This window comes from Thiomicrospira pelophila DSM 1534 (assembly GCF_000711195.1).
GTDB classification, from domain to species: domain Bacteria; phylum Pseudomonadota; class Gammaproteobacteria; order Thiomicrospirales; family Thiomicrospiraceae; genus Thiomicrospira; species Thiomicrospira pelophila.
In genome coordinates, this window is the sequence record NZ_JOMR01000001.1 from 1,391,997 (window position 1) to 1,405,337 (window position 13,341).

At 45.0% G+C, this 13,341-nt stretch carries 10 protein-coding genes; 3 read left to right on the top strand and 7 right to left on the bottom strand.

Annotation, left to right across the window (positions count from 1 at the left end):
- Window positions 1–12 precede the first annotated feature (12 nt).
- Window positions 13–1,434 (top strand): PhoH family protein, encoded by a 1,422-nt coding sequence (locus N746_RS0106690; protein ID WP_029935096.1) that lies wholly within the window; start codon window positions 13–15, stop codon window positions 1,432–1,434.
- A 192-nt stretch (window positions 1,435–1,626) separates the two neighbouring features.
- Entirely contained in the window at window positions 1,627–2,235 is a 609-nt protein-coding gene (locus N746_RS10675) for a prepilin-type N-terminal cleavage/methylation domain-containing protein (protein WP_029935097.1), read from the top strand.
- A 94-nt stretch (window positions 2,236–2,329) separates the two neighbouring features.
- Here the strand turns inward: N746_RS10675 and greA are convergent, their stop codons facing one another.
- From greA to grpE, 7 genes are all read right to left on the bottom strand, one after another.
- Window positions 2,330–2,806, bottom strand: coding sequence for a transcription elongation factor GreA (gene greA / locus N746_RS0106700; RefSeq protein WP_029935099.1), 477 nt, complete (start codon window positions 2,804–2,806; stop codon window positions 2,330–2,332).
- A gap of 102 nt (window positions 2,807–2,908) precedes the next feature.
- Window positions 2,909–6,130, bottom strand: coding sequence for a carbamoyl-phosphate synthase large subunit (carB, locus tag N746_RS0106705; protein WP_029935102.1), 3,222 nt, complete (start codon window positions 6,128–6,130; stop codon window positions 2,909–2,911).
- Between the two features lie 25 nt (window positions 6,131–6,155).
- Window positions 6,156–7,301: a glutamine-hydrolyzing carbamoyl-phosphate synthase small subunit gene (gene carA / locus N746_RS0106710; RefSeq protein WP_029935103.1), complete on the bottom strand. Its 1,146-nt coding sequence runs from the start codon at window positions 7,299–7,301 to the stop codon at window positions 6,156–6,158.
- 236 nt (window positions 7,302–7,537) lie between these two features.
- A complete protein-coding gene (dapB, locus tag N746_RS0106715) occupies window positions 7,538–8,359 on the bottom strand; it encodes a 4-hydroxy-tetrahydrodipicolinate reductase (RefSeq protein ID WP_029935106.1) in 822 nt (273 codons plus the stop codon).
- Window positions 8,360–8,374: 15 nt separating this feature from the next.
- Window positions 8,375–9,520, bottom strand: coding sequence for a molecular chaperone DnaJ (gene dnaJ / locus N746_RS0106720; RefSeq protein WP_029935107.1), 1,146 nt, complete (start codon window positions 9,518–9,520; stop codon window positions 8,375–8,377).
- A 157-nt stretch (window positions 9,521–9,677) separates the two neighbouring features.
- A complete protein-coding gene (gene dnaK / locus N746_RS0106725; protein ID WP_029935110.1) occupies window positions 9,678–11,591 on the bottom strand; it encodes a molecular chaperone DnaK in 1,914 nt (637 codons plus the stop codon).
- A gap of 112 nt (window positions 11,592–11,703) precedes the next feature.
- On the bottom strand, window positions 11,704–12,273 hold the full coding sequence (gene grpE, locus N746_RS0106730) for a nucleotide exchange factor GrpE (RefSeq protein WP_029935111.1): 570 nt from the start codon (window positions 12,271–12,273) through the stop codon (window positions 11,704–11,706).
- 171 nt (window positions 12,274–12,444) lie between these two features.
- Here grpE and N746_RS0106735 point away from each other — a divergent pair, with 171 nt between their 5' ends.
- Entirely contained in the window at window positions 12,445–13,320 is an 876-nt protein-coding gene (locus N746_RS0106735; protein WP_029935113.1) for an NAD(+) kinase, read from the top strand.
- The last annotated feature ends 21 nt before the right edge of the window (window positions 13,321–13,341 follow it).

Below are 13,341 nucleotides of genomic sequence, written 5' to 3' on the forward strand. Positions count from 1 at the left end.
CAAGGAACGGCTATGTCAGATAATACCAAACGCCTCTTCATCTTAGACACCAACGTATTGATGCACGATCCGATGGCCTTATTTAACTTTGATGAGCATGACTTATTTATCCCTATGACCGTATTGGAAGAACTTGATGCCGGTAAAAAAGGGGTATCAGAAGTCGCACGCAACGTGCGTGAAACCAACCGATTAATGGACAAAATTATCGACGGTGCGGATTTTGAAACCATTCGAAAAGGTTTAGCGCTAGAAAACATTCACCCTCGTAAAAATGACGAAAACACATCTTTGCATCTTGGTAAGCTATTTTTTGAAACCGAAATCCTGAAAGCGGAGTTACCTACCAGTATTCCCAGCCATAAAGCCGACAACCAAATCCTACAAACCGGCTTAGCTCTGAAAGCTAAATTCCCTGAGCGCAATGTCACCCTAGTTACCAAAGACATTAATATGCGCATCAAGGCCTCAGCCGTTGGCTTACATTCAGAAGACTATTATAACGACCGTGTACTCGAAGACGCTGACCTACTTTATACCGGTTACGAAATTTTGCCCGATGACTTTTTTGAAACCCACGGCAAAGACATGAAAGCCTGGCAAGTGGAGGCGCGCAGCTTTTATGAGCTAAACATTGACAGTGATCAACAGCATTACTACTACCCTAATCAATGTTTAATTAGCGCCAACGACTCAGGCTTTAGCGCGATTGTGCGCAAAGTGGAAGAGCATAAAATCACCCTCGAAACCATGCGCGATTACACTATTGGCAAACACAGCGTTTGGGGCATAAATGCACGCAATAGTGAACAGAACATGGTGATGAACTTTTTGATGGACCCAGATATTGACTTTGTTTCCCTACTGGGTATCGCCGGCACCGGTAAAACTTTGTTAGCGCTGGCTTGTGGCCTTGAACAAACGCTGGATCAAGGTATTTATAACGAAATCATTATGACCCGCGCCACCATTCCAGTTGGTGAAGACATCGGCTTTTTGCCCGGCACTGAAGAAGAAAAAATGACGCCCTGGATGGGCGCGCTTATGGATAACTTAGAAGTGCTCACCATGTCAGATGAACACGGTGCCGATTGGGAAAAACAATCCACCCAAGAGCTACTAAACAAACGCATAAAAATTAAATCGCTGAACTTTATGCGCGGCCGTACCTTTATGAAAAAGTACATCATTATCGACGAAGCCCAAAACCTGACCCCTAAACAAATGAAAACCTTAGTTACCCGCTCCGGCGCAGGAACAAAGGTGATTTGCCTAGGTAACATCGGCCAAATTGATACGCCTTATTTAACCGAAACCACCACCGGCTTAACCTATGTGGTTGATCGCTTTAAAAACTGGGAACACGGTGCACACATTACACTGAAACAAGGCGAACGTTCTCGTCTTGCTGAATTTGCATCTGAAGCACTATAATCAACTAACTTATTGTTAATTCAATAAATAACGACGAGATAACTACCAGGCCTGGTGCTTAACTGGTTAAAATGGAAAAACGACTAATAAAAAATGGTTAAAAAGACAAGGTATTAGAACAATTTGTTTGATAAAATCATTTGGAACAATTTGACCTAAACGATCAATTTAGAATTTTATAAAGGATAGCTCATGCAACACCAAAACAAACAAAAAGGCTTTACCCTCATCGAAATCGCCATTGTACTGGTCATTATCGGCTTGCTACTTGGCGGCGTTCTAAAAGGTCAAGAATTAATTAAAAGTGCGAAAACTAAAGCCGCTGCAAGTGATGTAAACGCTTACTCAGTGGCACTAGTTAGCTATCAAGATCGTTTTGGTGATTTATTCAATAAAGCAAACTACACAGTACCTGTCACAGATGGAACGGAGCCTGATAGCAATGACATGCTAAAAGAGTTAGCGGATCGTGGTTTAATTTCACAAAAAAACCAACATGCTTTAGGTGGTGCAGTCGAATTGGCTAAAAATGGCGATACGACAGGTACAGTTATCGGGCTTGCTACAGCCGCTAACACTACAGTTGCCCCGCAATCATTTAGCTGGGCAGTTTGTTATAGAGATATAACAACTGAAGATAATGTCCAAGCATTAATTCGTGCAATCGATGGTGCAGGCTCTGATTTTATAACAACGCCAACAGCCTATCAAACTGGTCGCGCACGACTTGTTATTGATGACTTAACCTCTGCACCAAACGAATACGCACCTGCAAATACAACCGTGTGTTTTGAGATTTAACTTTGAAGCTAATAAAAAAACCCGCTTTTGCGGGTTTTTTTATTGTCTGTAATAAGCACCAGGCCTGGTGCTTAATGTTTAGAGCCAGATTGCTCTAGACATAACTGACTTCAAGGATTTCATAGTCGATTTCGCCGCTTGGAGCTTGTACCACGACCTCTTCACCCTCTTCCTTACCAATTAACGCTCGTGCAATCGGTGAGTTAATCGAAATTTTATTCTGTTTTAAATCCGATTCTTCATTCCCGACAATGCGATAAATCACTTCACCATCGGTATCCAAGTTCAACAGCTTCACTGTCGCACCAAATACAATTTTACCGTTGGCATTTAAGCTCGCCACATCAATAATCTGGGCATGACTTAAAACACCTTCTAAATGTTTAATGCGTGCTTCTATAAAGCCTTGTTGCTCACGCGCCGCATGGTATTCGGCATTTTCTTTTAAATCGCCGTGTTCACGCGCATCGGCAATCGCCTGCGTAATTCTTGGGCGTTCTTCTTTTTTTAAACGTTGAAGCTCGACTTGTAATTTATCGGCTCCATCTTTTGTCATAGGATGTTTTTGCATAATGTCTTACTCCATAAAAGAAAAGAAGCCAGCACGTCAACGTACCAGCTTCTTTTATGCAACTAACGAATTTATATTCTAGTTACTTAAACATATCAAGGTTTAAGCGTTATGTAAATCTTGTAAACGATGCACTGGTTGATTATCCAAGTAGTCCATCGCGGCGACCGTAGCAAATGCACCGGCCATAGTCGTCGTATAACAAATCTTATGCATCAAAGCTTCACGACGAATACCGGAAGAATCTTTAATACTCACTGAGCCGTCCGAGGTGTTGACGATCAAAGCAATCTCTTCATTTTTGATTGCATCAACAATGTTCGGACGCCCTTCGGTCACCTTGTTAACCAACTCGCATTCAATGCCAGCCTCAATCAAGGACGCGGCGGTACCACGCGTAGCCACGATCGTGAACCCTTTTGCTAACAATTTCTGCGCAAGGTCGATGACTTTAACTCGGTCAGCCTTTCGCACGCTGAGGAAGGCTTTACCCTCCCGAGGCAATACCGTGCTAGCCGCTAACTGTGCATTTGCATAAGCTTGCGCAAAGTTTTCACCGACACCCATCACCTCACCGGTCGATTTCATTTCTGGGCCTAGAATTGGGTCTACTCCTAGGAACTTAATGAAAGGGAACACCGCTTCTTTTACCGAACAATGCTTCGGCATAATTTCAACTTCGTACCCCTGCTGCTTTAAGCTTTGGCCGACCATGCAACGCGCCGCAATTTTAGCCAATGGACGACCAATCGCCTTGGATACAAATGGCACGGTTCTAGATGCACGTGGATTGACCTCTAATACATAAATGTCTTCGCCCTTCACAGCGAACTGAGTATTCATCAAACCGATGACATTTAAGGCTTTAGCCATTTTAGAGACTTGGTCGCGAATCTCATCCTGAATCTTCGCTGAAATACTGTATGGCGGCAAGGAACAGGCTGAATCACCTGAGTGAATACCGGCTTGCTCGATGTGCTCCATCAAGCCACCGATCACCACCTGCTCACCATCACAAATCGCATCCACGTCTAGTTCCACCGCGTCATCTAAGAAGCGATCTAACAATACTGGCGAATCATTCGATACTTGCACCGCATATTTCATATAACGGATCAAGTCTTCTTCTGAATAGACGATTTCCATCGCGCGCCCACCTAATACATAAGACGGACGTACCACTAGCGGATAGCCAATTTCTTTAGCTAAAATAATCGCCTCATCTTCACGGCGTGCGGTGCGATTTGGTGGCTGGCGTAAACCTAACTTATTCAATAGCTGTTGGAAACGCTCACGGTCTTCCGCCAAGTCAATTGAATCGGGACTGGTTCCAATAATCGGTACACCAGCCGCCTCCAAATCACGCGCTAATTTCAAAGGTGTTTGACCGCCATATTGCACAATCACCCCTTTGGGTTTTTCAACTTCAACAATTTCCAACACATCTTCAAGCGTTAACGGCTCAAAATACAGACGATCAGAGGTGTCATAGTCGGTGGAAACGGTTTCCGGATTGCAGTTAACCATAATGGTTTCATAACCATCATCACTTAACGCCATCGCCGCATGCACACAACAATAATCAAACTCAATACCTTGACCAATACGGTTTGGCCCGCCTCCAAGCACCATAATCTTGTTACGATCGGTTGGATAGGCTTCACACTCTTCTTCATAGGTTGAGTACATATAAGCAGTTGAAGTCGCAAACTCGGCCGCACAAGTATCAACACGCTTATAAACCGGACGCACGCCTAGCGTATGACGGTATTTACGCACCAACGCACTGTCGGTTTTTAACAACTTCGCGATACGGTTATCAGAGAAGCCTTTACGCTTTAACTGGCGTAAGAAGCCTTCTTCCAAAGTATCCAACCCTTTCGCCACAATTTGAGCCTCCAGTTCTACCAGCTCTTCAATTTGCGACAAGAACCAAGGATCAATTTTACATACATCAAACACTTGTTCCAATGTCCAGCCCGCACGAAACGCATCCGCCACATACCAAACACGATCGGGTCCAGGATCACGCAATTCGCGACGTAAAATATCACGCACGTCTTTTTCATCTACGCTCGACAAGTCGATCATTTCATCAAAGCCATCATGACCTGTTTCTAAGCCACGCAAAGCTTTTTGAATCGACTCTTGGAAGTTACGGCCCATCGCCATCACCTCACCCACCGACTTCATTTGGGTCGATAAACGTGGTTGAGCTTGCGGGAACTTCTCAAACGTAAAACGTGGAATTTTAGTGACCACATAGTCAATGGACGGTTCAAACGATGCTGGTGTCGCACCATTGGTAATGTCGTTTTGCAACTCATCCAAGGTATAACCTACCGCCAACTTAGCGGCCACCTTAGCAATCGGGAAACCAGTCGCTTTAGAAGCTAAAGCTGATGAACGCGAAACACGCGGGTTCATTTCGATTACGATCATGCGACCGTTTTCTGGATTGACCGCAAACTGCACATTCGAGCCGCCAGTTTCAACGCCGATTTCACGTAACACTGCAATAGAAGCGTTACGCATAATTTGGTATTCTTTATCGGTTAGAGTTTGCGCGGGAGCCACCGTAATCGAGTCACCCGTATGCACACCCATCGGGTCAAAGTTTTCGATTGAACATACGATAATGCAGTTATCCTTGGTGTCGCGCACCACTTCCATTTCGTATTCTTTCCAACCCAAAATCGACTCTTCAATCAATAATTCGTTGGTGGGTGATAACTCCAAGCCAAACTTACAAATCTGTTCAAATTCTTCACGGTTATACGCAATGCCGCCACCTGAACCACCTAAAGTGAAGGACGGACGAATAACGGTTGGGAAGCCAACTTGCGCTTGAATTTCCCAAGCCTCTGTCATATTGTGCGCGACGGCTGAAGTCGGCATATCTAAACCAATTTTGGTCATGGCTTGACGGAAACGGTCTCGGTTTTCAGCCTTATCAATCGCGTCTTGCTTAGCGCCGATCAACTCAACATTATATTTTTCCAAAATACCGTTATGCGCCAAATCTAACGCACAGTTCAATGCGGTCTGGCCGCCCATGGTTGGCAAAATGGCATCAGGACGCTCTTTTTGGATGATGCGCTCGACTACCTGCCAAGTAATGGGCTCGATGTAAGTCGCATCCGACAACTCTGGATCGGTCATAATCGTTGCCGGATTTGAGTTCACCAAAATAACTCGATACCCCTCTTCCTTTAACGCTTTACAGGCTTGTGCGCCTGAGTAATCAAACTCACACGCTTGTCCGATAATAATGGGGCCAGCACCAATAATCAGGATACTGTTAATGTCTGTTCTCTTTGGCATAGTCTTCCCTTAATTCTGTGCGGTCTTAGCTGGCGTTAGCTTGTTTAAATTGTTTGATATTGTCGACAAACTGGTCGAACAAAGGCGCGACGTCATGCGGGCCAGGACTCGCTTCTGGATGTCCCTGAAAACTAAATGCCGATTTATCGGTGCGCGAAATGCCTTGTAAGGAACCATCAAACAAAGACTTGTGCGTGGACTTCAAATTCGCTGGCATAGTAGATTCATCTACCGCAAAACCATGGTTTTGCGCCGTAATGAATACACGACCGGTTTCTGTATCTTGTACTGGATGGTTAGCACCATGATGACCAAATTTCATCTTCACGGTTTTAGCGCCACTCGCTAAAGCCAATAATTGATGACCTAAACAAATACCGAATACTGGTGTATCCGTTTCTAAAATACCTTGGATCGCTTCAATGGCATAATCACAAGGGGCGGGGTCGCCTGGGCCATTAGATAAAAACACACCATCTGGATTCAGAGCCAATACTTCAGCCGCCGTCGTTTTAGCCGGCACCACTGTCAAACGACAACCGCGTTCAGCCAACATACGTAAAATGTTGTTTTTAATTCCGTAATCAAAGGCCACCACGTGATAAGGCTGTTGCCCAGCAAAATCAATATGTCCTTTACCAAGCTGCCAACTGCCTTCAGTCCAGCTATAAGATTTTTTGGTGGTCACTTCTTTGGCCAAGTCCATACCGTTTAGGCCAGCAAAACCTTTAGCGGTGTTCACGGCTTTTTCGGCATCAATATCTGAACCGGCAACAATGACACCGTTCTGCGCGCCTTTTTCACGCAAAATACGCGTTAGTTTGCGAGTATCAATATCGGCAATCGCCACCACATTTTGATCTTTTAAGTAGTCCGGTAAACTTTGCTGAGCGCGGAAATTGCTCATCAAACGAGAACAGTCTTTGACCACTAAGCCTTGCGCCATAATACCTGATGATTCGGCATCTTCTGCGTTCACCCCAACGTTTCCGATATGCGGATAAGTTAAGGTAACTATCTGCTTGTAATAAGAAGGGTCTGTCAAAATCTCCTGGTAACCCGTAAGTGAGGTATTAAATACCACCTCACCGACACATTCGCCTTCAGCACCAATTGAAGTTCCCCAAAAAAGCGTCCCATCTTCAAGCGCTAACAAAGCTGTGTAATTCATTTAATCGTCCGCCTAGATACTTAAATACTTCTTAAAATGCGCATACAAAAAACGGAGCCAGCTCTCTTTTAACAAGAACTTACTCCGTCTCTATTTTTTTGCTAAATGACTTCATGCCACCCTTAAATTTCGCATCATAAAATCAAAATTCTAAATTAGGCGGATTTTAAAGCATTTCAGACCTATTGTCTATATTATTTCACGGTATTTACTAGCCTATCAGGACGGCTAATTGATTAACGTAAATTTAGAACGTCTTGCATATCATATAAGCCATTTGACTGGTTGGCTAACCACTGACAAGCGCGCACCGCACCACTCGCAAACGTCATTCGACTTGAGGCTTTATGAGTAATTTCAATGCGCTCACCAATACCAGCAAACATCACCGTATGCTCGCCCACAATATCACCAGCACGAATAGTTTCAAATCCGATCGTTTGCGGGTCACGCTCGCCAGTATCGCCCTCACGCCCATAAACCGCACAGGCTTTTAAGTCACGACCCAGCGCTTTTGCGACCACCTCACCCATACGTAAAGCTGTGCCCGAAGGCGCATCTACTTTATGGCGATGATGGGCTTCTATAATTTCGACATCAAACCCTTCATTTAAAACTTCAGCGGCCATTTTTAGCAAAGTTAAACTCAAAGTTACCCCTACGCTCATGTTAGGTGCAAACACCACTGGAATTTTAGTCGCCGCCTCATCAATCGCCGCTAGACCCGCCTCATCAAATCCGGTAGTGCCAATTACGATGCGCTTATTGGCTTGCACACATAAAGCCAGCGCTTCAAGACTCACTTGTGGACGTGTGAAATCAATCAAAATATCAAAGTCATCTAACACATCGGCCAAATTGTCGGCCACCTTCACACCTAAACTACCTAGACCGGCTAAATCACCTGCATCCGCACCCGCTAAACTCGAACCCGGACGCTCAATCGCCGCACCCAGTACCAGGCCTGGTGTCGCATTAGTGGCTTCAATCAGGTGCTTACCCATGCGCCCAGAAGCCCCCATTACACCGATCCGAATCATTTCTTGAGTATCCAACATAGGTTATCCTTTGAATTAAGAGTTCCAGGGCTCTTTATTATTCGATTTGTTATCGTCATCAGAGGTGAAAAACGACTTCACCGAATCAAAAAACGAATGCGCTTTTGGACTGTGTTTGCCAGGTTTACCTTTTAAACTTTCATCAAAAGCTTTTAGCAGATCTTTCTGATCATCGGTCAATTTAACGGGCGTTTCAATATTCACCTCGCAAATTAAATCCCCTACACGAGATGAACGCACCGACTTAACCCCTTTACCACCCAATTTAAAGCGTTGACCGGACTGGGTACCCGCCGGAATTTTTAAGCGCGCCTTGCCATTTAAGGTCGGCACCTCTATCTCACCACCTAAAGCAGCGGTTGCAAAGGATAAAGGTAACTCACAAAACAGGGTATCACCATCACGCTGAAAAATGGCATGACGCTTCACACGAATACGCACATATAAATTGCCGCGTGGTGCACCAGCTTCGCCCATGCCACCTTCGCCTTGCAGACGGATACGATCCCCTGAGTCGACCCCGGCCGGAATTTTTACCGACAAGGTTTTGTGTACCGTGACATGACCATCGCCGTGACATTTCTTACATGGCGACTTAATGATCTTACCGCGACCATGACAAGTCGGACAAGCACGCTGCACCGCAAAGAAACCTTGTTGAATGCGTACCTGACCTTCGCCATGACAGGTCGGACAAGTATTTGCGCTCGTGCCTGGCTCAGCCCCTGAACCATCGCAGGCGTCACAATCTTGCTGACGCGGAATGCGAATATCGACTTCGGTGCCAGAAATTGCTTCTTCCAAAGTAATATCGAGCTCATACTGCAAATCGTCACCCGGACGCGGGCCACGTCGGCCACCGCCGAAAATATCGCCGAAAATATCGCCAAACGCATCACCAAAACCGCCGCCGAATCCACCGCCGCCTTGCGAGCCATCCACACCGGCATGACCAAACTGGTCGTAAGCCGCTCGTTTTTGATCATCCGTTAAAACTTCATAAGCTTCAGTGGCTTCTTTAAACTTGTGATCCGCTTCAGGATCATCAGGATTGCGGTCTGGATGAAATTTCATCGCCAACTTACGATAGGCTTTTTTGATTTCTGCTTCTGAGGCCGTGCGTGAAACCGACAATATTTCGTAAAAGTCTCTTTTGCTCATAGATCCATAACATATTTTAAAAAGTGAATTAGCTCAAACCACTAATACGACTGAATCATGTCGTCTAATAAGTTTCAGCTAAACCACTTGCGTGATAGAAAAAACAACGGCTCAGAAGAGAGCCGTTGCATTATATAGGCTTTAAAAAATCAAAACCTTACTTCTTGTTGTCGTCAACTTCTTCAAACTCAGCGTCAACGATGTCATCCGCCTTCTCATTCTGAGCTTGCGGCTGAGCGTCTGCGCCTTGCTGTTGCTTGGCCATCATCTTCTCAGTCATAGATTGACTCGCCGCGGCTAGAGCTTGTACCGCTTCATCAATACCGGCTTTGTCGTCCGACTTAATCGCTTCTTCAACCTTAGAAATCGCAGCTTCAATCGCTTCTTTTTCAGACGCATCCACATCATCACCAGCATCGGTCATGGCTTTACGTGTTGCGTGAACCATCGCATCGGCTTGGTTACGAGCTTCAACCAACTCCTTCATTTGACGATCTTCTTCCGCGTGCGCTTCGGCATCTTTTACCATACGCTCAACTTCTTCCTCAGATAAACCTGAAGATGCCTTGATCGTAATGGTTTGCTCTTTATTGGTCGCTTTATCTTTGGCTGATACGTTCAAAATACCGTTCGCATCGATATCAAAGGTTACTTCAATCTGTGGCATACCACGCTGAGCTGGTGGAATGTCTTCCAAGTTAAACTGACCTAACGACTTGTTACCTGATGAGATTTCACGCTCGCCCTGCAATACATGAATCGTTACGGCCGTCTGATTGTCTTCCGCGGTTGAGAACACCTGCGACTTACGAGTCGGGATCGTGGTGTTTTTCTCAATCAATTTGGTCATCACGCCACCCATGGTTTCAATACCCAGTGACAAAGGCGTAACGTCTAACAACAATACGTCTTTTACATCACCAGACAAAACACCACCCTGAATCGCCGCACCCATAGCTACCGCTTCATCTGGGTTTACGTCACGACGTGGCTCTTTACCAAAGAACTCTTTAACACGTGCTTGTACCATTGGCACACGAGTTGAACCACCCACCAAGATAACGTCGTCTACTTCTGATGCTGATAAACCGGCATCTTTCAACGCGATCTTACAAGGTTCGATTGAACGTGCAACCAAGTCTTCTACTAATGATTCGAACTTAGCACGCGTCATTTTAATGTTTAAGTGCTTAGGACCTGATGCATCCGCTGTAATGTAAGGCAGGTTGATGTCAGTTTGCTCACGCGATGACAATTCAATTTTCGCTTTCTCTGCCGCTTCACGTAGACGCTGTAACGCCAACGGATCATTCATTAGATCCACACCTTGGTCTTTCTTAAATTCGTCAACCAAGTAGTCCATAATCTTCTTATCGAAGTCTTCACCACCTAAGAAGGTGTCACCGTTGGTTGACAATACCTCAACCTGCTTCTCACCATCTAGATCAGCCACTTCAATAATTGAGATATCGAAGGTGCCGCCACCTAAGTCGTAAACCGCAATTTTGCTATCGCCCTTGGCTTTATCCATACCATAAGCTAACGCCGCCGCAGTCGGCTCGTTGATGATACGTTTAACTTCTAAGCCAGCAATCTTACCCGCATCTTTAGTCGCTTGACGCTGCGCATCATTAAAGTAAGCCGGCACGGTAATAACCGCTTCGGTGACTTCGTGACCTAGATAATCTTCAGCGGTCTTTTTCATTTTCTGTAGCGTACGTGCTGAGACTTCTTGTGGTGACATTTTTTTGTCATCCACATCTACCCATGCATCACCATTGTCCGCCGCAATAATTTTGTAAGGCACCATACCGATGTCTTTTTTCACTTCTTTGTCTTCAAAACGACGCCCGATCAAACGCTTAATTGCGAATAGTGTATTTTTTGGGTTAGTAACCGCTTGACGCTTAGCCGAATCACCGACCAACACTTCACCATCAGCCGCATAAGCGACGATTGAAGGAGTAGTACGTGCACCTTCTGCGTTAGGAATAACTTTCACTTCTTTGCCTTCCATTACGGCTACACAAGAGTTTGTTGTCCCTAAATCGATACCAATAATTTTCGCCATGTTTGCATCTCCAATTTTATTAATCTTGCTTGCTATATAAGTCCTGACAACTACATTTCAAGGACTTGCTAAAAGTTTTTTTATTAAATTCTGTTTAAAACAATCTATAACCTTAAGATTCTTTGCTCACAATCACGCGAGCTGGGCGAATCAAACGCTCGTTTAACGCATAACCTTTCTGAAACACTTCCATTACCGTGTTTGGTTCATGCGCAGGTGATGGCACCATCGTCATAGCTTCATGCAACTGCGGATTAAATTTTTCACCCGCCGGATCAATGCGCTCGACATTAAAGTCCGCCAACACATCTAATAGTTGCTTAAAGGTCATATTCACGCCTTCACGAATTGAATCTAAAGAGGCCTCTGATTTATTTGCCGCTTCTAGACCCAACTCTAAACTATCAGCTACCGGCACTAGCGCATTAATCAATTTTTCAATGCCGTATTTATGTGCATTTTCGACATCAATACGTGTGCGGCGACGTAAGTTTTCCATATCGGCTTGCATACGCAATAGCGAATCCCAATGCTCATCCGCTTGACTGCGCGCCTCAGCCAACAGTTGTTCTAAATCTTTTTCGACCGTCTGCTCAGCCTGTTCAAGCTCTTCACTTTCAGATGCGGCATCCAAATTCCCTTGATCTTTAAGCGGATCTTGCGCTTGTTTCTGCTCGCTCATACTGTCTCCAACATACGTCTAATTAAATGGGTTTAGCTAAACATAGTGACCCGGTTTTTATTTTCAACCCTTGACTAGGATATTTCATACAAATAATTCCGACCGCTGGGCTAATCGGCTACAAAAGTTTTCAGGTATAATCCAAGAATACTCCGTTAAAAAGGCAGGCAAATGTTTAAACGAATTGGTATTTTCGGCAAATATAGCGGTTTTCAATCATGGAAAAGCATTGACAAGCTGATTACATTTTTTCTAGATAAACACCTAACTGTTTACCTAGATGAAACCTCATGCAAAGATTTCCCGATCGAGCGCTATGGCGTCAGCTTAATGAACCGCGAAAGTATGCAAGGCGAAATTGACATTGCGATTGTCGTCGGCGGAGATGGTACATTTTTAGATGTCGCACGCTATGTGGTGGACCAACAAATTCCAATCCTAGGTGTCAACTTAGGGCGGCTTGGTTTCTTAGCGGATGTTTCGCCTCAAACCATGCTGGCTACTATGGAAGACGTGTTAAACGGCACGTATGACTGCGAAGAACGCAACCTTTTGCATGTGGAAATCTACGAACATGATCACTTAGTGTTTAAACACCTCGCCTTTAATGACGTGGTGATTCACAAGCCAGACACCCCGAAAATGATCGAATTTGAGACCTTTATCAACGGTCGGTTTTTAAAGAGTCAGCGATCTGACGGTATGATTATCGCCACCCCAACCGGCTCCACCGCTTACGCTCTATCCGCTGGTGGTCCAATTGTAGATCCGAGCCTGAATGTCATCAGTCTAGTATCAATTAACCCGCACACGATGAGCAACCGCCCCTTTGTGGTCGATGGCGACAGCGAAATTGAATTACGCGCTCACGAAAACTGCAACGGCGTCGCGCGCATTACTTGTGATGGTCAAATCACCTTTGAGATCAACGCAAAACATCGCACACGCGTGATTCGACACCCACACTTTATTAAACTGATTCACCCTTGTGGTCACGACTACTTTCAATTGTTACGCGCCAAACTCCACTGGGGCGAAAAACTTTAAACACGGATACCACTGAATTTA

Coding starts and splice junctions, on each gene's coding strand:
- N746_RS0106690 (WP_029935096.1), top strand. CDS start 13: ATGTCAGATAATACCAAACGCCTCTTCATCTTAGACACCAACGTATTG.
- N746_RS10675 (WP_029935097.1), top strand. CDS start 1,627: ATGCAACACCAAAACAAACAAAAAGGCTTTACCCTCATCGAAATCGCC.
- greA (WP_029935099.1), bottom strand. CDS start 2,806: ATGCAAAAACATCCTATGACAAAAGATGGAGCCGATAAATTACAAGTC.
- carB (WP_029935102.1), bottom strand. CDS start 6,130: ATGCCAAAGAGAACAGACATTAACAGTATCCTGATTATTGGTGCTGGC.
- carA (WP_029935103.1), bottom strand. CDS start 7,301: ATGAATTACACAGCTTTGTTAGCGCTTGAAGATGGGACGCTTTTTTGG.
- dapB (WP_029935106.1), bottom strand. CDS start 8,359: ATGTTGGATACTCAAGAAATGATTCGGATCGGTGTAATGGGGGCTTCT.
- dnaJ (WP_029935107.1), bottom strand. CDS start 9,520: ATGAGCAAAAGAGACTTTTACGAAATATTGTCGGTTTCACGCACGGCC.
- dnaK (WP_029935110.1), bottom strand. CDS start 11,591: ATGGCGAAAATTATTGGTATCGATTTAGGGACAACAAACTCTTGTGTA.
- grpE (WP_029935111.1), bottom strand. CDS start 12,273: ATGAGCGAGCAGAAACAAGCGCAAGATCCGCTTAAAGATCAAGGGAAT.
- N746_RS0106735 (WP_029935113.1), top strand. CDS start 12,445: ATGTTTAAACGAATTGGTATTTTCGGCAAATATAGCGGTTTTCAATCA.